The following is a 25,711-nucleotide window of genomic DNA, read 5'->3' on the forward strand; positions in this document are numbered from 1 at the left end:
TTAAGAAAGCTAACGTGAGTCACCAGCGAATTCTGGTATGAATTCCAGGCTAAATTGTTACAAAGCATATTAAACAGCAGCTTAAGTATACAATGTTTCTCGCAATACATTATTTATTCTGTTGATATGCTCGCGTAATACTAATTGTGCGCATCATCACAGAGTCGAAGGTAAAACAATAAGATGAAAACGCCCCTGATAACCCGCGAAGGGTATGAAAAACTCAAACAAGAGCTGAATTACCTCTGGCGTGAAGAGCGCCCGGAAGTCACCAAAAAGGTTACCTGGGCCGCAAGTCTGGGTGACCGCAGCGAAAATGCCGACTACCAGTATAATAAAAAGCGTCTGCGTGAGATCGACCGCCGTGTCCGTTATTTGACCAAGTGTATGGAGAATTTGAAAATCGTCGATTACTCCCCGCAGCAAGAGGGCAAAGTCTTCTTTGGCGCGTGGGTCGAGATTGAAAATGACGATGGCGACATCCGTAAATTCCGTATTGTCGGCTACGATGAGATCTTCGGTCGTAAAGATTACATTTCTATCGACTCACCGATGGCGCGGGCGCTGCTGAAAAAAGAGGTCGGCGATCTCGCGATAGTCAACACCCCTGGTGGTGAAGCCAGCTGGTACGTGAACGAAATTGAATACGTTAAGTGAGACCGGAACAATCCGAAGCCCCGGTAGATGACTGGCATTTTTGCCAGTCAATCCGTATAACTATCCCCTGATTTTTTATCCTATAGACGAAGCTATCCATGATGAATGATTCTTTCTGCCGCATTATCGCAGGTGAAATTCAGGCTCGTGCTGAACAGGTAGAAGCTGCCGTTCGCCTGCTTGACGAAGGGAACACCGTGCCGTTTATCGCACGTTATCGTAAGGAAATCACCGGCGGTCTGGACGATACGCAACTGCGTAATCTGGAGACCCGTCTGGGATATCTGCGTGAACTGGAAGACCGCCGTCAGGCAATCCTGAAATCTATCGGCGAGCAAGGCAAACTGACCGACGATTTGGCGAACGCGATCAACGGCACGTTAAGTAAGACCGAACTCGAAGATCTCTATCTGCCGTACAAACCTAAGCGCCGCACCCGTGGGCAGATAGCCATTGAGGCCGGACTGGAGCCGCTGGCAGATCTGCTGTGGAACGAACCGTCCCATGACCCGGAAACCGAAGCTGCAAAATATCTCAACGCCGAAAACGGCGTGGCCGATACCAAAGCCGCCCTCGATGGCGCACGCTACATTCTGATGGAGCGCTTCGCCGAAGACGCTGCGCTGCTGGCAAAAGTGCGTGATTATTTGTGGAAAAACGCCCATCTGGTTGCCGCCGTGGTTAGTGGCAAAGAAGAGGAAGGCGCTAAGTTCCGCGATTACTTCGATCACCACGAACCTATTTCTACCGTTCCATCCCACCGTGCGCTGGCCATGTTCCGTGGTCGTAACGAAGGCGTGTTGCAGCTTTCACTAAATGCCGATCCGCAATTCGATGAGCCGCCAAAAGAGAGCCACGGCGAGCAGATTATCCAGGATCACCTGGGACTGCGCCTGAACAACGCCCCCGCTGACAGCTGGCGTAAAGGCGTTGTTAGCTGGACGTGGCGCATCAAAGTGCTGATGCACCTTGAAACTGAGCTGATGGGTACCGTACGTGAACGTGCGGAAGATGAAGCGATCAACGTCTTTGCCCGTAACCTGCATGACCTGCTGATGGCCGCCCCGGCCGGGCTGCGAGCCACAATGGGTCTCGATCCGGGTCTGCGTACCGGCGTAAAAGTGGCGGTGGTTGACGGTACCGGCAAGCTGGTCGCGACCGACACTATTTATCCGCATACCGGCCAGGCAGCCAAAGCCGCCGTTGCCGTGGCGGCGTTGTGTGAAAAATACAACGTTGAGCTGGTCGCGATTGGTAACGGCACGGCGTCGCGAGAAACCGAGCGTTTCTTCCTCGACGTACAGAAACAGTTCCCGAAAGTGACCGCGCAGAAGGTGATCGTCAGCGAAGCCGGGGCATCGGTTTACTCTGCTTCCGAGCTGGCGGCGCTGGAGTTCCCGGATCTCGACGTTTCACTGCGTGGCGCGGTGTCTATCGCCCGTCGTTTGCAGGATCCGCTGGCGGAGCTGGTGAAAATCGATCCGAAATCTATCGGCGTGGGCCAGTATCAGCACGATGTTAGCCAGACGCAACTGGCGCGCAAGCTGGATGCGGTGGTGGAAGACTGCGTGAACGCCGTCGGCGTCGATCTGAATACCGCTTCCGTGCCGCTGCTGACCCGCGTTGCTGGCCTGACGCGCATGATGGCGCAAAACATCGTCGCCTGGCGCGATGAGAACGGTCAGTTTCAGAACCGTCAGCAACTGCTAAAAGTTAGCCGCCTGGGGCCAAAAGCCTTTGAACAATGCGCGGGCTTCCTGCGTATCAACCATGGCGATAACCCACTGGATGCTTCTACCGTTCACCCGGAAGCTTATCCGATTGTGGAACGCATTCTGGCCGCAACCGAACAATCGCTGCGTGACCTGATGGGCAACAGCAACGAACTGCGCAATCTGAAAGCAGCCGATTTTACCGACGAACGCTTCGGGGTGCCGACCGTCACCGACATCATCAAAGAGCTGGAAAAACCGGGCCGCGACCCGCGTCCTGAATTTAAAACCGCGCAGTTTGCTGATGGCGTAGAAACCATGAACGATCTGCTGCCGGGAATGATTCTGGAAGGGGCAGTCACTAACGTCACGAACTTCGGCGCGTTTGTTGATATTGGCGTTCATCAGGATGGTCTGGTGCATATCTCTTCATTGTCGAATAAGTTCGTCGAAGATCCACACACCGTGGTGAAAGCGGGCGACATTGTGAAAGTGAAAGTGCTGGAAGTTGACCTGCAACGTAAGCGTATCGCACTGACCATGCGTCTGGACGAGCAGCCGGGTGAAACCAATGCGCGTCGCGGCGGCGGGAATAACGATCGTACTCAAAGCAATCGCCCGGCGCCAAAAGCCGCGAAACCTCGTGGTCGTGACGCACAGCCTGCGGGTAACAGCGCCATGATGGATGCGCTGGCGGCGGCAATGGGTAAAAAACGCTAGTGTAACTTTTGTGCCGGATGGGGGGGTAACCTCCTTATCCGGCTAACTTGTCGCAATTAATTTGTAAGCCGGATAACACGCGTGAGCGTCGCCATCCGGCATATTTAGTCTCTTTCCCGCTTTCTACCGCCATATATTTATCACTTCATTAACAGATGAAACCTTAATTAAACATTAAGATCCTCACTAATTATTTCCGCGAATCATTCGTTCCCAACCAGAATAAATATTGAGGAATATCAAAATTGGCGCAAATTATTATCCAATTGTACATTCCGTCACATTTATTCTATTGATGATAGAAACCATTCTCATTATCATTGATCTGTTGATTATTTACTCTTTCCTTACGTTGGCTAATCATCTGGCCTCATGCCGCCTTGCCGCCCCATGAGGTAATCATCCAGTTAGCGAGATATAAGTAGGTCCCTATGCAATTCACTCCTGACAGTGCGTGGAAAATTACCGGTTTTGCCCGTGAAATCAGCCCGGCTTATCGTCAGAAACTGTTGTCACTTGGCATGCTACCCGGCTCCTCTTTCAACGTGGTACGCGTCGCCCCACTCGGCGATCCTATCCATATCGAAACGCGTCGCGTAAGTCTGGTATTGCGTAAGAAAGATCTGGCGTTATTAGAAGTGGAAGCGGTTTCCTGTTAATACAGTGAGTCTATAAAAATGAAAAAACTAACCATTGGTTTAATTGGCAATCCTAATTCCGGCAAGACTACTTTATTCAACCAGCTTACCGGCGCACGCCAGCGTGTAGGCAACTGGGCTGGCGTTACCGTTGAGCGTAAAGAAGGTCATTTCGCAACGACGGACCACCAGGTCACGCTGGTTGATTTACCCGGCACCTATTCTCTGACGACAATCTCATCTCAGACCTCTCTCGATGAGCAGATCGCCTGTCACTATATTTTAAGCGGCGACGCGGATCTCTTGATCAACGTGGTCGATGCTTCAAACCTTGAACGCAACCTCTACCTGACGTTGCAACTGCTTGAGCTGGGCATCCCCTGCATCGTCGCGTTGAATATGCTGGATATTGCCGAGAAGCAGCAAATCCGTATTGATATCGATGCCCTCTCCGCTCGCCTTGGCTGCCCGGTGGTTCCGCTGGTATCCACCCGCGCCCGCGGCATTGAAGCGCTGAAACTGGCGATCGATCGCTACAAAGAAAACGACACCGTCGAGCTGGTTCATTATGCCCAACCGCTGCTGCAGGAAGCGGATTCCCTCGCCGATGCGATGGCCAAAGATATGCCGTTAAAACAGCGCCGCTGGCTGGGCCTGCAGATGCTGGAAGGCGATATCTACAGCCGGGCCTACGCGGGGGATGCCGCGCAAAACCTTGATGCCGCCATTGCACGTCTGAGCGAGACAATGGACGATCCGGCACTGCATATCGCCGATGCGCGCTATCAGTGCATTGCCGCTATCTGCGATACCGTCAGCAACACCCTGACGGCAGAGCCGAGCCGCTTCACCACCGCAGTAGATAAAATCGTCCTCAACCGCTTCCTCGGGCTGCCGATTTTCCTGTTCGTGATGTACCTGATGTTCCTGCTCGCCATCAACATTGGCGGCGCGCTGCAACCGTTGTTTGACGTCGGCTCCGTAGCGCTCTTTATCCATGGTATTCAGTGGATTGGCTACACGCTGCACTTCCCGGACTGGCTCACTATCTTTTTGGCGCAAGGTCTTGGCGGCGGGATTAACACCGTGCTGCCACTGGTACCGCAAATCGGCATGATGTACCTGTTCCTCTCCTTCCTTGAAGACTCCGGTTACATGGCGCGCGCCGCGTTTGTAATGGACCGTCTGATGCAGGCGCTGGGGCTGCCGGGCAAATCGTTTGTCCCGCTGATCGTCGGCTTTGGCTGTAACGTACCGTCAGTGATGGGCGCACGTACGCTGGACGCCCCGCGTGAACGTCTGATGACCATCATGATGGCGCCGTTTATGTCCTGTGGCGCTCGCCTGGCGATTTTCGCCGTCTTTGCCGCAGCGTTCTTTGGTCAGAACGGTGCGCTGGCGGTCTTCTCACTGTACGTACTGGGTATCGTTATGGCGGTATTGACCGGTCTGATGCTCAAACACACCATCATGCGTGGCGAAGCAACGCCGTTCGTGATGGAGCTACCGGTGTACCACGTGCCGCACATTAAGAGTCTGATTATTCAGACCTGGCAACGCCTGAAAGGCTTCGTTCTGCGTGCGGGTAAAGTCATCATCATCGTCAGCATTTTCCTCAGCGCGTTTAACAGTTTCTCGCTGAGCGGAAAAATCGTCGACAACATCAACGACTCTGCTCTGGCTTCCGTCAGCCGCGTAATCACGCCGGTCTTCAAGCCGATTGGCGTTCACGAAGATAACTGGCAGGCAACCGTAGGTCTGTTCACCGGCGCGATGGCGAAAGAAGTGGTTGTCGGTACGCTGAACACGCTCTATACCGCAGAAAACATTCAGGAAGAAGAGTTCAACCCGGCAGATTTCCACCTCGGTGACGAGCTGCTCGGCGCGGTAGATGAGACCTGGCAAAGCCTGAAAGACACCTTCAGCCTGAGCGTACTGGCTAACCCTATTGAAGCCAGCAAGGGCGACGGTGAAATGGCTACGGGTGCAATGGGCGTGATGGGCGAAAAATTTGGCAGCGCTGCCGCCGCTTACAGCTACCTGATTTTCGTGCTGCTGTATGTGCCGTGTATTTCGGTAATGGGCGCTATTGCACGTGAATCCAGCCGTGGCTGGATGAGCTTCTCGATTCTGTGGGGCCTGAACATCGCCTACTCTCTGTCGACGCTGTTTTATCAGGCGGTCAGCTACCAAGAGCACCCGACCTACAGCCTGGTGTGCATTTTAGCTGTCATCCTGTTTAACATTGTGTTGCTGGGCCTGCTGCGTCGAGCTCGCAGTCGCGTGGATCTCGCACTGCTGGCGACCAACAGGACGGCAAGCTCCTGCTGTTCCAGCACCACTGGCGACTGCCACTAGGTTATCGACAATGGCATCGCTTATTCAGGTTCGTGATTTATTGGCTTTGCGGGGACGCATGGAGGCAACTCAAATTAGCCACACGCTGCACACCCCGCAGCCCATGATTGACGCCATGCTGAATCAGTTAGAAAAGATGGGCAAAGCGGTGCGGATTCAGGAAGATGCCGACGGGTGTCTTTCCGGAAGCTGCAAGAGTTGCCCGGAAGGTAAAGCCTGCCTGCGCGAGTGGTGGGCTTTGCGCTAGTTCGATGCCGGATGGCGCTACGCTTCCGGTCTAAAAATGACTGCAGACGTCCTGGCCGGATAAAGCGTTTATGCTGATATCCGGCTTTTTGCGTAATGGATTCCACAAAGATGTCTTTGTTTCAGCAAAGCAGATCTATCCTCCAGCCTGTCGCGCATCGTTATCAACTCGTGAATGATTACTGGCGACCAGGGAAGTAGAGTCTCGTCATCTTGTTTCTCAGGTGACGGATCGCCATGAATACTGACACGACTGCTACGCCGCATGACGCGATTTTTAAAACGTTCTTAAACCACCCTGCTACCGCACGCGACTTTCTTCGGCTCCATCTTCCAGCCTCTTTGCAAAAACTGTGCGATCTGAACACGCTACAACTGGAATCGGGCAGCTTTATTGAGGACGATTTGCGCGCGTACTATTCCGATGTGCTGTGGTCATTAAAAACCCGCGAAGGCGATGGCTATATTTACACCATCATTGAGCATCAGAGTACCGCCGATGCCCATATGGCATTTCGGCTGATGCGTTATGCCATTGCGGTTATGCATCGCCATTTGGCTGCAGGTCACAAGAAACTCCCGCTGGTGATACCCATGCTTTTTTATCATGGCGCGGCAAGCCCATACCCCTACTCACTCTGCTGGCTGGACGAATTTGACGACCCAAAGGCCGCCAGACAACTTTATACCTCAGCGTTTCCACTGATCGATATCACCGTGGTTCCCGATGACGAGATCATGCAGCATCGCCGGATGGCGCTGTTGGAACTCATCCAAAAACATATTCGTAAACGCGATTTGATGGGGCTGGTAGAAAAACTGGCCATCCTGATTATTAAAGGACACGCTAATGACAGCCAGTTGAAAGCCTTGTTTAATTATCTAATGCAGGTCGGGGACACCGCACATTTTACCGAGTTTCTTCATGAGGTCGCCGAACGTTTACCCCAACATAAGGAAAAGTTGATGACTATCGCCGAAAGATTACGACAAGAAGGGCATCTTAATGGTCTTCAGGAAGGTCATATGAAAGGGTTACAAGAGGGGTTACAAACGGGCTTGCAACAAGGTAAACGAGAGGAAGCTTTACGTATTGCATCAACCCTGCAGGCTGATGGTATCGATCCGCTGACCATCTTCAGAATTACCGGCCTGACCGCTGAGGATCTGGCTACGCGCAGCCATTAATCTCAAGCCCGGTAAGCGCGGCTCTACCGGGCAACACAACAGATTTATAGGCGTTTTTTTAACGCCACCAGCGCTGCGCAGAACTCTGCAGGATGCGAGATAAACGGTGCATGCGCCGCTTTAGCAAATATCAACGACTCGCTATGCGGCCACAGGGCATCGAGCATTGGGACCACTTTGCGCGGAACCAGTCCATCGAGATAGCCGTACAACCGCAGAAAAGGCATGTCCACAGCGCACAGAGGCTCACGCAGATCGACCGTTTTCAGAATCTCCAGTCCGCCATTGAGCACCTCGACCTTCGGCATGGGTAACGCCAGCACTGTTTTCTTCAGTGCTCGCGCATCCTGACGCGCGGTGTCCGTGCCCATCGTCTGCAACGCCAGAAAACGTTCCACCGTACGCTGGAAATCTTCGCTCAACTGCTGCTGGAAACCTGCCAGCACTTCTGGCTTGATACCCGGCCACTCGTCGCGCGCGCTAAAGCAAGGGGAAGACGCCACGGTCACCAGCGCCTGAACACGTTCAGGATGGGTTAACGCCACCTGGCTTGCGACCAACCCGCCCAGACTCCAGCCGAGCCAGATGGCTTTCTCCGGTGCCTGTTTTACTACCCGCTCAGCCATCTCTTCCAGCGACATTGCGCCGAACCCCTGGCTGCGACCAAATCCCGGTAAGTCGACAAGATGCAGCGTGAAATGCGAACTCAATTCCTCGCTTATGCAATGCCACACTTGCGCATTCAGTCCCCATCCGTGCAGCAGCACAAGATGGCAATTTCCCGAACCCTGGGTCTGCCACCAGATGTCATTCATCAGTTATTGTTCTCTTTTAGCCTGAAAGGATGCTTCTATGCTAACAGTACCGGGATTGTGCTGGCTATGCCGAATGCCCCTGACGTTAGGGCATTGGGGGATCTGTTCAGTCTGCACACGGGCAACGCATCAGCACGTCAGCCGGTGCCCTCAATGTGGACTCCCTGCCGCGCATACCGTCGTTCCCTGCGGGCGCTGTCTGCAAAAACCACCGCCGTGGCAGCGACTGGTTACCGTCAGCGACTATGCTCCGCCATTGAGCGGGCTTATCCACCAGCTCAAGTTTTCCCGACGTGGCGAAATGGCCCCCGCTCTTTCACGCTTGTTGTTGCTGGAGGTATTACAGGCCCGGCGCGTCAGCGGTCTTCCTCTGCCGGACAGGCTCGTCAGCGTCCCGCTCTGGCAACGCCGGCACTGGCGCAGAGGGTTTAATCAGAGCGACTTACTGTGTCGTCCCCTGGCACGCTGGCTAGGCTGCGACTGGGACAGCCGGGCCATCACGCGGGTTCGGGCAACCGCCACACAGCACCATCTCAGCGCCCGATTACGTAAACGTAACCTGAAAAACGCCTTTCGCCTTGAATTGCCAGTGCAGGGACTCCATATGGTCATTGTGGATGATGTCGTCACTACCGGAAGTACCGTCGCGGAAATCGCGCAGCTGCTTTTACGCAACGGCGCGGCGACTGTCCAGGTATGGTGCCTGTGTCGAACCTTGTAGAGCCTCGATGATGGGCGTATTATAACCAAGTAAAATAGTCAACTATTAGGCCATTACTATGATCCATATTTCCGATGCTGCACAAGCGCACTTTGCCAAACTGCTGGCAAATCAGGAAGAAGGGACACAAATCCGCGTATTTGTGATTAATCCCGGCACGCCTAACGCTGAATGCGGCGTTTCTTATTGTCCGCCGGACGCCGTGGAAGCAACCGACACCGCCATTAAATTTGACCTGCTGACCGCATATGTTGATGAACTGAGCGCACCGTATCTGGAAGATGCAGAAATCGATTTCGTTACCGACCAGTTAGGCTCCCAGCTGACCCTGAAAGCACCAAACGCCAAAATGCGTAAAGTTGCCGATGATGCGCCGCTGATGGAACGCGTGGAGTACATGCTGCAATCGCAGATCAACCCACAGCTGGCAGGTCACGGTGGTCGCGTCTCTCTGATGGAAATCACCGATGAAGGCTACGCTATTCTGCAGTTTGGCGGCGGATGTAACGGCTGTTCAATGGTGGATGTAACGCTGAAAGAAGGTATCGAGAAACAGCTGCTGGCTGAATTCCCTGAACTGAAAGGCGTTCGCGATTTAACCGAACACCAGCGCGGCGAGCACTCTTACTACTAACGCCTCAACCTGTAGAGTTTCCGTAGGCCCGTTAAGACGCATCCGCGCCGCCATCGGGCATTGATGCCGGATGGCAGCGTAATCGCTTTATCCGGCCTACAACCTTGCATTTTTCCGCATATTTCCTGCAACAATCCCCCTCATAATTTGACCAGCCTCTCATAATTTAAATTTTGCCTGCCCAGGTGATTTTCAAGCGCTGCATGTTACCCGTATCATTCGCATCAGCACCTAACACACACATAACAGCCAGCTAAACTGATTAGTTTTGAAGGCAACCAGCATTGGTGCTGAGAATGCTCTGTTCCCGGTCGGGACAATCGGAATTTGTCATCTAAACACTGACGTTACCCATAACAAAGTAAAGGCCAGGTAAATCATGCCATTAGTCATCGTTGCTATCGGTGTAATCTTGTTACTCCTCCTGATGATCCGTTTCAAAATGAACGGTTTCATCGCTCTCGTCCTGGTGGCGCTTGCTGTCGGATTGATGCAAGGGATGCCACTGGATAAAGTCATCGGTTCGATTAAAGCCGGTGTCGGCGGAACCCTTGGCAGCCTCGCCCTGATTATGGGTTTTGGCGCCATGCTGGGCAAAATGCTGGCGGACTGCGGCGGCGCACAGCGCATCGCAACCACCCTGATTGCTAAATTCGGCAAAAAACATATTCAGTGGGCGGTGGTATTAACCGGCTTCACCGTCGGTTTTGCCCTGTTCTACGAAGTCGGCTTCGTGCTGATGCTGCCGCTGGTGTTCACCATCGCCGCTGCTGCCAACATCCCGCTGCTGTATGTTGGCGTGCCGATGGCTGCTGCGCTGTCCGTAACTCACGGCTTCCTGCCGCCGCACCCAGGTCCGACCGCTATTGCCACCATTTTCCATGCAGATATGGGTAAAACCCTGCTGTTTGGTACGATTCTGGCAATCCCGACCGTTATTCTCGCCGGTCCGGTGTACGCTCGCTTCCTGAAAGGCATCGATAAGCCAATCCCGGAAGGTCTGTACAGCGCGAAAACGTTTACTGAAGAAGAGATGCCTGGCTTTGGCGTCAGCGTCTGGACCTCTCTGGTACCGGTTATCCTGATGGCGATGCGCGCCGTGGCGGAGATGATTCTGCCAAAAGGTCACGCTTTCCTGACGGTGGCAGAATTCCTGGGTGACCCGGTTATGGCAACGCTTATCGCGGTGCTGATTGCGATGTTCACTTTTGGTCTGAACCGTGGACGTTCGATGGATCAGATCAACGACACGCTGGTGTCCTCCATCAAAATCATCGCGATGATGCTGTTGATCATTGGTGGTGGCGGTGCCTTCAAACAGGTCCTGGTGGATAGCGGCGTGGACAAGTACATCGCGTCAATGATGCACGGTTCAAACGTTTCTCCGCTGCTGATGGCATGGTCTATCGCTGCGGTACTGCGTATCGCACTGGGCTCCGCAACCGTAGCGGCGATCACCGCTGGTGGGATTGTGGCACCGCTGATTGCAACGACCGGCGTAAGCCCTGAGCTAATGGTTATTGCGGTTGGTTCCGGTTCCGTCATTTTCTCCCACGTGAACGATCCGGGCTTCTGGCTGTTCAAGGAGTACTTCAACTTGACCATCGGTGAAACCATCAAGTCATGGTCAATGCTGGAAACCATTATCTCCGTCTGCGGTCTGGTAGGGTGTCTGCTGCTGGGTATGGTGGTCTGATAAAACTGTGCCGGGTGGCGCTTCGCTTACCCTGCCTACCTGCTATCACCCTAAAAAAGCCGGGGAAATCCCCGGCTTTTTTACTTCTTCTTCGCGGCCGCTTTTCGGCGCTTATCCAAATCCTTAATCAGCTTGTTCACACCGTCATCGGCAAACATCTGCTCCAGCGTGGCGGTGAGCTTACGCCGCCAGTTTTTGTACTGATCGCTGGTCCCGGGAATATTGACCGGCTCAGCCATATCCAGCCAGTCTTCCGGTTGCAGGCCCAACAGCGCACTGTTGCTGTCAGCGATGTAGCGTTGCATGCCGCGATTAAGAATCGGCGTCATCGACATCAGTGACGCCTTGTGACCAGCACGTTTTGGCAGGCACCCGTATTTGTGCAGCGCGTCCAGCAGCCCCTGTTTCGCCAGTTCTCTGTCCTGATACAACCCACGCAGCACGACTTCATCCGGGTACAGACCCAGCGCCTTACCCAGCGTCAGATCGCCGCTATCCCAATAACCTTTAAGCGTAGGAAGGTCATGCGTCGCCGCGACTGCCATTGATTGTTCCGGGTACGCTTTCGGCGCGCGGAAGTTTTTCTCATGGTCATTCTCAAAATAAAGCACTTTGTAGGAGTACACGCCGCTGTCACGCAGCTTGCTGACGATCTCTACCGGCACAGTCCCCAGATCTTCACCAATTACCATGCAGTGATGACGTTTACTTTCCAGCGCCAGAATTGAAAGCAGATCGTCGACCGGATAATGCACGTAGGCGCCGTGATCGGCAGTTTCACCGTAAGGGATCCACCACAGACGCAGCATCGACATAACATGGTCGATACGCAACGCACCGCAGTTCTGCATATTGGCACGCAGCAGTTCGATAAACGGTTCGTAAGCGCGTGCCGTGATGATATGCGGATCCATCGGCGGCAATCCCCAGTTTTGCCCGAGCGGACCGAGAATATCCGGCGGTGCGCCAACCGAGGCTTTCAGGCAATACAACTCGCGGTCGCACCAGGTTTCCGCCCCGCCTTCGGCCACGCCGACAGCCAGATCGCGATATAATCCAATCGGCATCGCAAAGCCCTGGCTGGTTTTCCAGCAATCAGCAAACTGGGTATACGCCAGCCACTGCAACCACAGGTAGAAATCCACTTCATCACGATGCTCTTCGCAAAAGCGTTTTACCTCTGGCGAATCCACCGACTGGAAAGCTTGCGGCCACACCGGCCAGCCCCAGCGCAGTGCGTCCTCTTTCACCTGATGCGCATGCAGCGCATCAAAGGCCGCCTGCCAGTACAGGCTATCCCCTTCCTGAGTCACAAACTGGCGAAATGCCGCCATCTGCTCATCGTCACGTGCAGAGAAGCTTTTCCATGCCATACGCAGCGCTGTCATCTTCAATGCGGTAACGGCAGAATAATCAACCCACTCGGTATCACGCGCGCGTTGCAGAGCTTGCTGAGTCGCGGGTTTCTGCCACCAGGCCTGCGCCTCTTTACTCAGGCGAAAATCGTCTACTGCGTTCACATCTATATAAATAACGTTCAGCCAGCGGCGTGACGACGGGCTGTACGGACTGGCACTCTCCGGGTTCGCCGGATACAGCGCGTGAATCGGATTCAGGCCGATAAACGCGCCGCCGCGTTGCGCCACATCCACCAGCATGGCACGGAGATCGCCAAAGTCGCCAATCCCCCAGTTTTTTTCTGAACGCAGGGTATAGAGCTGAACGCATGCGCCCCACAGCTTCTGCCCGGCTAATAGAGCCTGCGGCTCATAGCAGCGTTTCGGCGCGACGATGATGCGGCAATGGGTACGCAACTCCCCCTGGGTGAGGGTAAGCGTGTGATACCCTTCCGGCAGCTTCGCCGGAAGGTTGAACGATTTACCGCCGACGGCATGCCCTTTGTGCTGCACGCCATCTTCGGTGGTCAGCAGCCAGTTAAACTCTCCGCGTCCCTCAACTGCCAGCGGCATTTTCTTACCAGCGGTATAAACCATGACATTCGGCACCGGGGTCACCGCCACCTGAGCGGTGGCGGTGGAGCGATGCATAGCGTCAAGCAAACGCCGCTTGGTTTCGACGCCAATAGACTGCGGTTTACCGTGGGCATTAATGTAATTGGGGCTGATCCCCGCCGCCAACGCGGCATTATCCAGACGTTTGCTTTCCATCGCGATTCCTTAACGTTTCGCCTGCCAGATACGAGTCTGATAATCGCGGATGGAGCGATCCGAACTGAACATGCCGCAACGCGCGGTATTCAGAATCGCCGCCCGGGTCCAGGCTTCCTGGTCACGATACAACACGTCAACCTGCTTCTGGGCTTCAACGTAGGCCGCGAAGTCCGCCATTACCAGATACGGGTCACCGCCCTGCTTGCCAATACTGTGCAGCATCTGGTCGAAAGCATGTTTATCGCCGTCGCTGTACTTCCCGCTTTCCAGCTCTTTCAGAATAGCATCCAGCACTTTATCTTTCTTACGCCATTTCACCGGGTCGTAACCTTTGGCCTTGAGTGCCTTCACCTCTTCCACGGTATGACCAAAGATAAAGATATTCTCGTCACCTACCTTCTCGGCGATTTCGACGTTTGCGCCATCCAGCGTACCGACGGTTAACGCACCGTTCAGCGCCAGCTTCATGTTACCGGTGCCGGAAGCCTCTTTCCCTGCAGTGGAGATTTGCTCAGAGATATCCGCCGCTGGGATCAACATTTCCGCCGCCGAGACACAGTAATCCGGCAGGAATACAACCTTCAGCTTGTCGCCCACTTGCGGGTCGTTATTAATGGTTTCTGCGACCTTGTTAATGGCGAAGATGATATTTTTCGCCAGGTAGTAACCCGGAGCGGCTTTCGCGCCAAACAGGAATACGCGCGGCACGCGATCGGCCTGCGGGTTCTCACGGATTTCTTTGTATAACGCCAGAATATGCAGCAAGTTGAGGTGCTGACGCTTGTACTCATGCAGGCGTTTAATCTGAATATCAAAGAGAGCGTTAGTCGTTATCTCAATACCGGTACGCGCTTTAATAAACTTCACCAGACGCGCTTTGTTCGCCAGCTTGATGTCACGATACTGCTGACGAAACTTCGCGTCGTCGGCGTATTTTTCCAGGTTAATCAACTGATCGAGGTCGTTGGCCCACTCTTTTTTCAGCGATTTATCCAGCAGCGCGGCAAGTGCCGGGTTGCACTGCTTAATCCAGCGACGCGGAGTAATCCCGTTAGTGACGTTATGGAATTTGTTCGGCCAGAGCTGATGATATTCCGGGAACAGATCCTTCACCACCAAATCGGAGTGCAGCGCCGCCACGCCGTTAACCGCAAAGCCGCTGACCACACACATGTTGGCCATACGCACCTGTTTGTTATGCACCACCGCCAGCTTCGCCCAAATTTCAGCGTCACCCGGCCAGGTTTTATCGACCAGCTTCTTAAAGCGGTCGTTAATCTCTTTGATGATTTGCATATGGCGCGGCAGTAGTGCTTTCACCAGCTTCTCGTCCCAGCACTCCAGCGCCTCTGGCATCAAAGTGTGGTTGGTATAAGCAAAGGTCTTACTGGTAATAGCCCACGCATCGTCCCAGCTCATCTGGTGCTCATCAATCAGCACACGCAGTAGCTCAGGGATGGCGATGGTCGGGTGAGTATCGTTGAGCTGAATCACCTCAAAATCAGCCAGCTCATGCAGTTTACGCCCTGCCAGATGATGGCGGCGCAGAATGTCAGCTACGGAGCAAGCGCACTGGAAGTATTGCTGCATCAGGCGCAGCTTTTTACCCGCGGTGTGGTTGTCATTCGGGTACAGCACTTTGGTGAGTTTTTCAGCGTCGATGCCCTGCTGCTCTGCGCGCAGAAAATCGCCGTCATTAAATTTGGTCAGGTTAAACGGATGCGCGTGACTGGCCTGCCACAGACGCAGCGGTTGCGCCACGCCGTTACGGTAGCCGAGAACCGGTAGATCCCAGGCCTGGCCGGTGATAACAAACCCCGGCTCCCAGTGCCCTTCTTTGGTGACCTTGCCGCCAATCCCTACTTGCACATCCAGTGCCTCGTTGTGACGGAACCACGGATAGCTGCCGCGATGCCAGTCATCCGGGGCTTCCATCTGCTGCCCATCGGCAAACGACTGACGGAACAGGCCGTACTGGTAGTTGAGACCATAGCCCGTCGCCGATTGACCGACTGTCGCCATCGAATCAAGGAAGCAGGCCGCCAGGCGTCCCAATCCACCGTTACCCAGCGCCGGGTCGATCTCTTCTTCCAGCAGGTCGGTCAGGTTGACGTCATGCGCTTTCAGCTCATCGCTCACCGCCTGATACCAGCCGAGATTGAGTAAGTTGTTGCCGGTCAGACGGCCAATCAAAAACTCCATCGAGATGTAGTTAACATGGCGCTGATTTTTTGCCGGCTTCGCCGCAGGCTGGGCGCTGAGTAACTCAGCCAACGCCCCACTCACTGCCTGCCACCACTGGTGCGACGTCATTTCTTGAGCCGACAGTAAACCGAAGCGCTGCCACTGACGCGTCAGGGCAGCCTGAAATTGATCTTTGTTGAAAGTAGGCTGTGACATAGGGGTTCCAGATCCTTAGGTAATAAAACAACGTTATCGCTAGTTTGCCAGGCTCGTTGTTGACCTTCCTCATCCTGGCACGGATTAGGCAGGGAGGAGGAGCGGGGATGAGCATAAAAGTGTGATCGCTGCCACTTAAAGAGGGTGTTATCGCCCGTAAATTCGCGTAAGTCCGGCATAACGCCCCTGTAATGCCCAACGGACGACGCATTAATAACAAGAGATAAATCGACAATATCAAATAGAGGGGTGACGATGGGAAACAATCTGTAAACAGAGAAATAGTTTCTAACCTGAAATATCCAAGGTGGATAAGATAATTCACATAAAACTTTTAAGTCGGCCACAAAATTCGGCTCTTTACATTAAGCAACTGAGTAACCTTATAAAAAGGGAGGTATTTTTCGGCTCAGCCAAAATACCGACGGATCCAGTCGCCACGCCTGTTGTGACTCTTTAAAGCAATTAATGTAATAGATGTTTAGATTTGTGACATAGTGCAAAATCAGACACACAAAAAGTCCGCTTAGCTTGCATAAAACACTAATCTGGCCGACCTTATATCTATTAATTACGAAGCGCAAAAAAAATCATTTTTCCCCATTTTCACACAGTGAAGTGACTAACTTATGTTGATTCCGTCTAAATTAAGTCGTCCGGTTCGACTCGACCATACGGTGGTTCGTGAGCGCCTGTTGGCTAAACTTTCCGGCGCGAACAATTTCAGGCTTGCCCTGATAACAAGTCCTGCTGGTTATGGAAAAACAACGTTGGTTTCACAATGGGCAGCGGGGAAGAACGACTTAGGCTGGTACTCTCTGGATGAAGGCGATAATCAACAAGAGCGCTTTGCCAGCTATCTGATCGCCGCTATCCAGCAGGCAACCGGTGGACACTGCACCACCAGCGAAGCGATGGTGCAAAAGCGCCAATACGCTAGCCTGACGTCACTGTTTGCGCAGCTATTTATTGAACTGGCCGAGTGGCACCGCCCGCTCTACCTGGTAGTGGATGATTATCATCTCATCTCCAATCCGGCAATTCACGAAGCGATGCGTTTCTTCCTGCGTCATCAGCCTGAGAACCTCACGCTGGTCGTGCTGTCGCGCAACCTGCCACAGTTGGGTATTGCCAACCTGCGAGTACGCGATCAGTTGCTGGAGATAGGCAGCCAACAGCTGGCGTTTAACCACCAGGAAGCCAAACAATTTTTCGATCGACGTTTGTCCTCGCCTATCGAAGCGGCAGAAAGCAGCCGGATGTGCGATGACGTTGCTGGCTGGGCCACGGCGTTACAGCTGATTGCCCTCTCCGCCCGCCAGAACAACCACTCTGCACACCAGTCCGCACGCCGCCTCGCCGGGATCAACGCCAGCCATCTGTCCGATTATCTGGTTGATGAAGTGCTGGACAGCGTCGACCTCGGCACCCGTCATTTCCTGCTGAAAAGCGCCATTCTGCGCTCAATGAACGACGCACTGATCGTCCGGGTCACCGGGGAAGAAAACGGCCAGATGCGGCTGGAGGAGATTGAGCGCCAGGGATTATTCTTGCAGCGGATGGATGACGTCGGTGAGTGGTTCAGCTACCACCCGCTATTTGGCAGCTTTTTACGCCAGCGCTGTCAGTGGGAGCTGGCAAGCGAACTGCCCGAAATACACCGCGCCGCCGCTGAAAGCTGGATGGCGCAAGGTTTCCCTAGCGAAGCTATCCACCACGCGCTGGCGGCAGGCGACGCCCATATGCTGCGCGATATCCTGCTTAACCATGCGTGGGGACTGTTTAACCACAGCGAACTGACATTACTGGAAGAGTCGCTGAAAGCCCTGCCGTGGGAAAGTCTGCTGGAAAATCCGCGTCTGGTTCTGCTACAAGCCTGGCTGATGCAAAGCCAGCACCGCTACGGCGAGGTTAATACCCTGCTGGCGCGCGCTGAGCAGGAAATGAAAGGCGACATGGAACCGACGCTGCACGCCGAATTTAACGCCCTGCGTGCGCAGGTCGCGATTAACGACGGAAATCCTGACGAAGCCGAGCGCCTGGCAAAGCTGGCGCTGGATGAGTTACCCATCGCCTGGTTCTATAGCCGTATCGTCGCCACCTCGGTACATGGTGAAGTCCTGCACTGTAAGGGCGATCTCACGCGTTCTCTGGCGTTGATGCAGCAAACCGAGCAAATGGCGCGCCACCATGACGTCTGGCATTACGCACTGTGGAGTTTAATCCAGCAAAGCGAAATTTTGTTTGCCCAGGGCTTTTTACAGGCCGCCTGGGAGACTCAGGAAAAAGCGTTTCAGCTGATCAAAGAGCAGCATCTGGAACAGCTGCCGATGCACGAGTTCCTGGTGCGTATTCGCGCGCAACTGCTGTGGGCATGGGCGCGCCTGGACGAATCGGAAGCGTCTGCCCGCGCGGGTATTGAACTGCTTTCCACATTCCAGCCGCAGCAACAGCTACAGTGCCTGGCGCTGCTGATTCAATGTTCGCTGGCCCGGGGGGATCTGGATAATGCGCGTAGCCTGCTCAACCGCCTGGAAAACCTGCTGGGTAACGGTCACTATCACAGTGACTGGATCTCGAACGCCGATAAGGTACGGGTGATTTACTGGCAAATGGTGGGCGACAAAAACTCGGCCGCCAACTGGCTGCGCCACACGCCGAAACCGGAATTCGCCAATAACCACTTTCTGCAAAGCCAGTGGCGCAACATCGCCCGCGCGCAGATCCTGCTGGGCGAGTTTGAACCGGCTGAGATTGTGCTGGAAGAGTTGAATGAAAATGCGCGCAATTTGCGCCTGATGAGCGATCTGAACCGTAACCTGCTGCTGCTTAATCAGCTCTACTGGCAGGCAGGACGCAAAAATGACGCACAGCGCGTGTTACTCGACGCGCTGCAGCTGGCGAACCGCACCGGATTTATCAGTCACTTTGTCATTGAAGGTGAGGCCATGGCGCAGCAACTGCGTCAGCTGATTCAGCTCAATACCTTACCGGAACTCGATCAGCACCGCGCCCAGCGTATTTTGCGTGAGATTAACCAGCATCACCGCCATAAATTCGCCCACTTCGATGAAGGATTCGTTGAGCGTCTGCTTACTCACCCGGAAGTACCGGAGCTTATCCGCACCAGCCCGCTGACCCAGCGCGAATGGCAGGTTCTGGGACTGATTTATTCGGGCTACAGCAACGAGCAGATCGCCGGAGAATTAGCCGTCGCGGCAACGACCATCAAGACGCACATCCGCAATTTGTATCAAAAGCTCGGCGTCGCACACCGCCAGGATGCGGTGCAACATGCGCAGAAACTGCTGAAAATGATGGGGTATGGGGTTTAGTTAATGCCTGATACGCTACGCTTATCAGGCATGGAATTAACTTAGCACAGCTCTAACTGAATATGATGGTCCGCAATAACCTGCATCACGCCAGCTGGCGGCAGCGTGTCGGTATACACCGCATCCACCATGCTGATACTGCCCATATTCACCATCGCGTTACGCCCAAACTTCGAGTGATCCACCACCAGCATCACATGCCGTGAATTCTCAATAATCGCGCGCTTGGTGCGAACTTCGTGATAATCAAACTCCAGCAGGGAGCCATCGCTATCGATACCGCTAATCCCTAAGATGCCGAAGTCCAGGCGGAACTGAGAAATAAAGTCGAGGGTCGCTTCGCCCATAATACCGCCGTCGCGGCTACGCAGTTCGCCACCGGCGAGTATGATGCGAAAATCCTCTTTCGCCATCAGCGTATTCGCCACATTGAGGTTGTTGGTCACAATGCGTAAATTGCTGTGATTGAGCAGCGCGTGAGCCACCGCTTCCGGCGTGGTGCCGATATCAATGAACAACGTAGAACCGTTCGGGATCTGCGTGGCAACTTTGCGGGCAATGCGCTCTTTTTCCGCCGTCTGTGTCGCTTTACGGTCATGCCACGGGGTGTTGACCGAGCTGGAGGGCAGCGCCGCGCCACCGTGATGGCGCAAAATCATGTTCTGATCGGCCAGATCGTTAAGATCGCGGCGAATCGTCTGCGGGCTGACGGAGAAATGCTCCACCAGCTCCTCAGTACTGACGTATCCCTGTTTCTTTACCAGCTCGATGATCGCGTCATGTCGTTGTGTTTGCTTCATTATTATTCCCTGAAATTACGTTCGTTTTCGTACATTCATAGTATCGGCAAACGCCATTGCCAGACCCACGGCCAGCCCGGCGATATGTGCGCCGTTCGCCATCGACATGCCGAACACATCAAACCAGCCGGCAACAATCCAGATCAAAGCAAAGATAATCAAACCACGCTGCAGGAAAATACCACTTTGTGGATCGCGCTCGCCGCGCAACCACACATAACCCATCAGCGCATATACCACGCCAGACAGCCCACCAAACCACGGGCCGCTAAATTTCTGCTGAACGTAGCCGCTTAGCAGGGCGCTGATCACGGTAATTACAATCAGTTTTCCGCTGCCCAGACGCTTTTCTACCGCACCACCGAGATACCACCACCACAGCAGGTTGAACAGAATATGCATCAGCGAGAAGTGCATAAAAGCGTGGGTGAAATAACGCCAGAATTCAAATTTCAGCGAAGGGTCAAACGGCCATGCCAGCCAGAGCATCACGGTCTGGTCGCCCAGCATGTTCATCGCGATAAACACCAGCACACACGCGGCCATCACCACCCAGGTTACCGGGCCTGCGCGTTCGCGCAATGTGGCCAGGAACGGATAACGCTGGTAGCGCAGACCGCTGTCGGTATGACCCGACTGCCAGCTTGCCGCGAGGTAACGCGGATCGCCTGGATTCTCCAGAAATCGCGCCAGCTCAGCATGCACGCGCTCAGCCTGGGACTCATCCGCCAGCCAGACATCCGTTTGCTGATGTTGTTGAATCGTCAGGATAACGCCCTGTGTCGCCATATAATCAACAAATGCCTGCGCCACGCGGGGGTTAGCAAAAGAGGTAATCATCAACATGGTTGCTGTCGCTTATTCCACACAAAAGAGGACAGTATATATACCCTTCTTACTTCGAGCTGCATCTTTGTTGGCTTTCCTCACTCACTCCGGTCACATACTGTTCGTACGCGCCCGGAGATTTGCTGCGTCGCCGTCGCGATGCAACTCGAATTAATTTGGGTATAGTCTTACGAACCGTATGCCACTTCTGCCGGAAAATGTCGATGCCAGGCGTCGAAGCCGCCGTCAACACTGTAAACCGCGTCATAGCCCTGCTGAAGAAGATATTGCGCCGCGCCTTTACTGCTGTTGCCGTGATAACACATTACTAACACGGCGGTGTCGAAATCATGCTCGCGCATAAATGACCCCAGCGTGTCGTTCGTCAGATGAAACGCCTGCGGGGCGTGACCCATCGCATAGCTTTGCGGGTCGCGGATATCCACTAACACCGCGGCCCCCTGGTGCAGCTTCTGATGCGCTTCTTCGACATTAATACATTCAAACTGATCCATTGCTCTCTCTTCTTTATATTGCAGGTGACGCTTTTCAGACATGTTACTTCTTAGTGTACGTCCCGACGGCAGTTAAACGCCATAATGTTATATGTATCACTGTAAATTGTTTATCCGATGTTACCAATGGCGCGATTCTTTGCTATTATGCTCGATAACGAACATTAATGAGCTATAACGAAAGTGCGAGAGGCCAGCATGGAAACCAAAGATCTGATTGTGATAGGTGGAGGCATCAACGGTGCCGGTATCGCGGCAGATGCCGCTGGACGCGGTTTATCCGTGCTGATGCTGGAAGCGCAGGATTTAGCCTGCGCCACCTCTTCCGCTAGCTCCAAACTCATCCACGGTGGCCTGCGCTACCTGGAACACTACGAATTTCGCCTGGTGAGCGAAGCGCTGGCCGAACGTGAGGTGTTGTTGAAAATGGCACCGCATATCGCCTTCCCGATGCGCTTTCGTCTGCCCCATCGCCCGCACCTGCGTCCAGCGTGGATGATCCGCATTGGTCTGTTTATGTACGATCATCTGGGCAAACGCACCAGTTTGCCGAGTTCGACCGGTTTGCGTTTTGGCGCAGATTCCGTAATGAAACCTGAGATTGTGCGCGGTTTCGAATATTCTGACTGCTGGGTAGACGATGCGCGACTGGTTTTGGCAAACGCCCAAATGGTCGTACGCAAAGGCGGAGAGGTGTTAACCCGCACTCGCGCTACCTCCGCTCGCCGTGAAAACGGATTGTGGATTGTTGAAGCTGAAGATATCGATACCGGTAAAAAGCACACCTGGCAGGCGCGTGGTCTGGTCAATGCCACCGGCCCATGGGTGAAAGAGTTCTTCGACGACGGCATGCATCTGCCATCGCCGTACGGTATTCGTCTGATTAAAGGCAGTCACATCGTAGTGCCGCGCGTCCATACCCAGAAGCAAGCTTATATACTGCAAAACGAAGATAAACGTATTGTGTTTGTCATCCCATGGATGGACGAATTCTCGATCATCGGGACGACTGACGTCGAATACAAAGGCGATCCGAAAGCGGTAAAAATTGATGAGAGTGAAATCAATTACCTGCTGAAGGTCTACAACGCGCACTTTAAGAAACAGCTGGGCCGTGACGATATCGTCTGGACCTACTCGGGTGTACGCCCGCTGTGCGATGACGAGTCCGACTCGCCGCAGGCTATCACCCGTGATTACACGCTGGATATCCACGACGAAAACGGCAAAGCGCCGCTGCTGTCGGTCTTTGGTGGTAAGCTGACGACCTACCGTAAGCTGGCCGAACACGCGATGGAAAAACTGGCGTCGTACTATCAGGGAATCGGTCCGGCGTGGACAAAAGAGTGCATTCTGCCAGGCGGTGACATCGGCGGCGATCGTGAAGATTACGCGGCCAAACTGCGCCGTCGCTACCCGTTCCTGACCGAGTCGCTGGCGCGCCATTATTCGCGCACCTACGGCAGTAACACCGAATGGATTATCGGGGAAGCCACCTCGCTTGCCGGGTTAGGTGAAGACTTCGGTCATGAGTTCTATGAGGCCGAGCTGAAATATCTGGTCGATCACGAATGGGTGCGCCGTGCGGAAGATGCGCTGTGGCGTCGCACGAAAGAAGGTATGTGGCTGAACGCTGAACAGCAGTCGCGCATGACCCAGTGGCTGGCGGAGTACATTGAGAAACAGCAGCTGTCGCTGGCGTCTTAAGACACTCGATATAAAACTGTAGGCCCGGTAAGCGTCAGCGCTACCGGGCCTTTTGCCGGATGGCGGCTAACGCCTTATCCATCCGGCCTACAGATCGTCCTGCCCTTGTTACAACCGCACCGAGTCGATATGCCAGATGTTTTCGGCGTACTCTTTGATCGTCCTGTCCGACGAGAAGTAGCCCATGTTGGCGATATTAATCATCGACTTGGTGGTCCACTCTTCCGGGTGGCGATACAGTTCGTCAACCTTATCCTGGCAATCAACGTAGCTGCGATAATCCGCCAGAACCTGATAGTGGTCGCCAAAGTTGATCAGCGAGTCAACCAGGTCACGATAGCGCCCCGGCTCCTCAGGACTGAATACACCGCTGCCAATCTGCGTCAGCACCTGGTGCAGCTCTTCGTCTTTCTCGTAATACTCACGCGGCTTGTAGCCCTGGCTGCGTAAGGCTTCGACCTCTTCCGCCGTATTACCAAAGATAAAGATATTTTCTGCGCCCACATGCTCCAGCATCTCGACGTTGGCACCGTCCAGCGTCCCAATGGTCAGCGCGCCGTTGAGGGCAAACTTCATATTACTGGTACCAGAGGCTTCGGTCCCAGCCAGCGAAATCTGCTCAGACAGGTCGGCAGCAGGAATAATCACCTGCGCCAGGCTGACGCTGTAGTTAGGAATAAACACCACTTTCAGCTTGTCACCAATTTGCGGATCGTTGTTGATCACTTTCGCGACGTCGTTGATCAGGTGAATGATGTGCTTCGCCATGTAATAGGCCGAAGCCGCTTTACCGGCGAAGATATTCACGCGCGGCACCCACTCGGCGTCAGGATCGGCCTTAATGCGGTTGTAGCGGGTGATCACATGCAGCACGTTCATCAACTGGCGTTTGTACTCGTGAATACGCTTGATCTGCACATCAAACAGCGATTTCGGGTTCACCACCACGTTAAGCTGCTGGGCAATGAGCGTTGCCAGACGTTTTTTATTCTCCAGTTTCGCACGGCGCACCGCCTGATTTACCAGCGGGTAATCGCAGTGCTGTTCAAGCTCGCTTAGCTGGCTGAGATCGGTTCGCCAGGTGCGGCCAATGTTCTCATCCAGCACCTCAGAGAGCGATGGGTTAGCCAGCGCCAGCCAGCGGCGCGGCGTCACGCCGTTGGTGACGTTACAGAAGCGAGTCGGGAAAATCTTCGCAAAGTCAGCAAACAGCGACTGCACCATCAGGTTGGAGTGCAGCTCAGAAACGCCGTTAACCTTGTGGCTCACCACCACTGCGAGCCATGCCATACGCACCCGGCGGCCATTGGATTCATCGATAATCGACGTCCGTCCCAGCAGACTGGTATCGTTCGGATACTGTTCCTGCAACGTCTTCAGGAAGTAGTCGTTAATCTCAAAGATGATTTGCAGATGGCGCGGCAGAATTTTGCCCAGCATATCGACAGGCCAGGTCTCCAGCGCTTCGCTCATCAAGGTGTGGTTGGTATACGAGAAGACCTGGCAGCAGACCTCAAACGCATTATCCCAACTGAATTTGTGCTCATCGATCAGTAGACGCATCAGCTCAGGAATCGACAGTACCGGATGGGTGTCGTTGAGGTGAATGGCGATCTTATCCGCCAGGTTGTCGTAGGTTTTGTGCAGTTGATAATGACGGTTCAGGATGTCCTGCACCGTGGAGGAGACCAGGAAATACTCCTGGCGCAAACGCAGCTCGCGTCCTGAATAGGTGGAGTCATCCGGATACAGCACGCGGGAGACGTTCTCGGAGTGGTTTTTATCTTCCACCGCCGCAAAGTAGTCGCCCTGGTTAAATTTACCGAGGTTGATTTCGCTACTGGCCTGGGCACTCCACAAGCGCAGCGTATTAGTGGCGTCTGTGTCATAACCGGGAATAATTTGGTCGTAGGCTACCGCGAGGATCTCTTCAGTTTCTATCCAGCGCGTTTTCTTGCCTTCCTGCTGAATACGCCCGCCAAAGCGCACTTTGTAACGCGTATTGTGGCGTTTGAATTCCCACGGATTACCGTATTCCAGCCAGTAGTCCGGTGACTCTTTCTGTCGGCCATCAACAATATTCTGTTTGAACATGCCGTAGTCATAACGAATACCGTAGCCGCGTCCCGGCAGACCCAACGTAGCCAGTGAGTCCAGGAAGCAGGCCGCCAGGCGCCCGAGGCCACCGTTGCCAAGACCAGGGTCGTTTTCTTCATCGATCAGATCTTCAAGATCCAACCCCATACCTTCCAGCGCATTTTTGACATCGTCATAAATACCCAACGATAACAGTGCATTGGAAAGTGTGCGGCCAATCAGAAACTCCATTGACAGATAATAAACCTGTCGAGTTTCCTGGGATAATTGCGCACGGTTAGAACGCAGCCAGCGCTCCACGAGACGATCGCGCACCGCGAACAACGTGGCGTTCAGCCACTCATGTTTATTGGCAATGACCGGGTCTTTACCAATCGTGAACATCAGCTTGTAGGCGATAGAATGCTTAAGTGCCTCTACGCTGAGTGTGGGCGATGCATAAGTAAATGGAGCATTCATATAGGTGATTCCTG

Annotated in this window: 18 protein-coding genes; 11 read left to right on the plus strand and 7 right to left on the minus strand. The window is 53.9% G+C overall.

Going from position 1 to position 25,711, the window contains the following annotated elements:
- Positions 1–183: 183 nt before the first annotated feature.
- The 6 genes from greB (at position 184) to OGV75_RS22395 (ending at position 7,519) form a co-directional block, all read left to right on the plus strand.
- Positions 184–657 carry a transcription elongation factor GreB gene (gene greB / locus OGV75_RS22370; protein ID WP_016154802.1) on the plus strand — a complete coding sequence of 158 codons (474 nt, stop codon included), beginning with the start codon at positions 184–186 and terminating at the stop codon, positions 655–657.
- A 98-nt stretch (positions 658–755) separates the two neighbouring features.
- Positions 756–3,089, plus strand: a complete 2,334-nt coding sequence (locus OGV75_RS22375; RefSeq protein WP_016154803.1) for a Tex family protein — start codon at positions 756–758, stop codon at positions 3,087–3,089.
- A gap of 431 nt (positions 3,090–3,520) precedes the next feature.
- A complete protein-coding gene (gene feoA / locus OGV75_RS22380; RefSeq protein WP_003023519.1) occupies positions 3,521–3,748 on the plus strand; it encodes a ferrous iron transporter A in 228 nt (75 codons plus the stop codon).
- Positions 3,749–3,766: 18 nt separating this feature from the next.
- Positions 3,767–6,085: a Fe(2+) transporter permease subunit FeoB gene (gene feoB, locus OGV75_RS22385; protein WP_286481263.1), complete on the plus strand. Its 2,319-nt coding sequence runs from the start codon at positions 3,767–3,769 to the stop codon at positions 6,083–6,085.
- Between the two features lie 10 nt (positions 6,086–6,095).
- Entirely contained in the window at positions 6,096–6,332 is a 237-nt protein-coding gene (feoC, locus tag OGV75_RS22390) for a [Fe-S]-dependent transcriptional repressor FeoC (protein WP_003023516.1), read from the plus strand.
- Positions 6,333–6,568: 236 nt separating this feature from the next.
- Positions 6,569–7,519 (plus strand): Rpn family recombination-promoting nuclease/putative transposase, encoded by a 951-nt coding sequence (locus OGV75_RS22395; protein WP_202195065.1) that lies wholly within the window; start codon positions 6,569–6,571, stop codon positions 7,517–7,519.
- A 44-nt stretch (positions 7,520–7,563) separates the two neighbouring features.
- On the opposite strand, the gene bioH is transcribed toward OGV75_RS22395, so the two are convergent.
- Positions 7,564–8,334: a pimeloyl-ACP methyl ester esterase BioH gene (gene bioH / locus OGV75_RS22400; RefSeq protein ID WP_016157646.1), complete on the minus strand. Its 771-nt coding sequence runs from the start codon at positions 8,332–8,334 to the stop codon at positions 7,564–7,566.
- A 37-nt stretch (positions 8,335–8,371) separates the two neighbouring features.
- Between bioH and gntX the strand changes: the two genes are divergently transcribed.
- The 3 genes from gntX to gntT all read left to right on the plus strand — a co-directional run bounded on the left by gntX (position 8,372) and on the right by gntT (position 11,385).
- A complete protein-coding gene (gntX, locus tag OGV75_RS22405) occupies positions 8,372–9,055 on the plus strand; it encodes a DNA utilization protein GntX (RefSeq protein ID WP_016154807.1) in 684 nt (227 codons plus the stop codon).
- Between the two features lie 58 nt (positions 9,056–9,113).
- On the plus strand, positions 9,114–9,689 hold the full coding sequence (gene nfuA, locus OGV75_RS22410) for a Fe-S biogenesis protein NfuA (RefSeq protein WP_003023509.1): 576 nt from the start codon (positions 9,114–9,116) through the stop codon (positions 9,687–9,689).
- Between the two features lie 379 nt (positions 9,690–10,068).
- The gene (gntT, locus tag OGV75_RS22415; protein ID WP_003023507.1) at positions 10,069–11,385 is read left to right on the plus strand and encodes a gluconate transporter; all 1,317 of its coding nucleotides are present in this window, start codon (positions 10,069–10,071) and stop codon (positions 11,383–11,385) included.
- An 80-nt stretch (positions 11,386–11,465) separates the two neighbouring features.
- Here gntT and malQ read toward each other — a convergent pair whose 3' ends face one another.
- Together malQ and malP are read right to left on the minus strand one after the other, a co-directional pair.
- Positions 11,466–13,553, minus strand: a complete 2,088-nt coding sequence (gene malQ, locus OGV75_RS22420; protein ID WP_286481265.1) for a 4-alpha-glucanotransferase — start codon at positions 13,551–13,553, stop codon at positions 11,466–11,468.
- 9 nt (positions 13,554–13,562) lie between these two features.
- Positions 13,563–15,956, minus strand: coding sequence for a maltodextrin phosphorylase (malP, locus tag OGV75_RS22425; RefSeq protein WP_286481266.1), 2,394 nt, complete (start codon positions 15,954–15,956; stop codon positions 13,563–13,565).
- Between the two features lie 629 nt (positions 15,957–16,585).
- On the opposite strand from malP, the gene malT reads away from it, so the two are divergent.
- Entirely contained in the window at positions 16,586–19,291 is a 2,706-nt protein-coding gene (malT, locus tag OGV75_RS22430; protein ID WP_016154810.1) for an HTH-type transcriptional regulator MalT, read from the plus strand.
- A gap of 41 nt (positions 19,292–19,332) precedes the next feature.
- Here the strand turns inward: malT and OGV75_RS22435 are convergent, their stop codons facing one another.
- The 3 genes from OGV75_RS22435 to glpE all read right to left on the minus strand — a co-directional run bounded on the left by OGV75_RS22435 (position 19,333) and on the right by glpE (position 21,434).
- Complete coding sequence (locus tag OGV75_RS22435) at positions 19,333–20,091, minus strand: DeoR/GlpR family transcriptional regulator (RefSeq protein ID WP_003023499.1); 759 nt, start codon at positions 20,089–20,091, stop codon at positions 19,333–19,335.
- Between the two features lie 15 nt (positions 20,092–20,106).
- Positions 20,107–20,937, minus strand: coding sequence for a rhomboid family intramembrane serine protease GlpG (gene glpG, locus OGV75_RS22440; RefSeq protein WP_049040645.1), 831 nt, complete (start codon positions 20,935–20,937; stop codon positions 20,107–20,109).
- A 170-nt stretch (positions 20,938–21,107) separates the two neighbouring features.
- Positions 21,108–21,434 (minus strand): thiosulfate sulfurtransferase GlpE, encoded by a 327-nt coding sequence (gene glpE / locus OGV75_RS22445; RefSeq protein ID WP_003023495.1) that lies wholly within the window; start codon positions 21,432–21,434, stop codon positions 21,108–21,110.
- Positions 21,435–21,632: 198 nt separating this feature from the next.
- Between glpE and glpD the strand changes: the two genes are divergently transcribed.
- A complete protein-coding gene (gene glpD / locus OGV75_RS22450; protein WP_286481269.1) occupies positions 21,633–23,141 on the plus strand; it encodes a glycerol-3-phosphate dehydrogenase in 1,509 nt (502 codons plus the stop codon).
- Positions 23,142–23,249: 108 nt separating this feature from the next.
- On the opposite strand, the gene glgP is transcribed toward glpD, so the two are convergent.
- Positions 23,250–25,697, minus strand: a complete 2,448-nt coding sequence (glgP, locus tag OGV75_RS22455) for a glycogen phosphorylase (RefSeq protein WP_046274519.1) — start codon at positions 25,695–25,697, stop codon at positions 23,250–23,252.
- Positions 25,698–25,711 lie beyond the last annotated feature (14 nt).

The organism is Citrobacter sp. Cb028, assembly GCF_030336705.1.
Lineage (GTDB): Bacteria > Pseudomonadota > Gammaproteobacteria > Enterobacterales > Enterobacteriaceae > Citrobacter > Citrobacter braakii.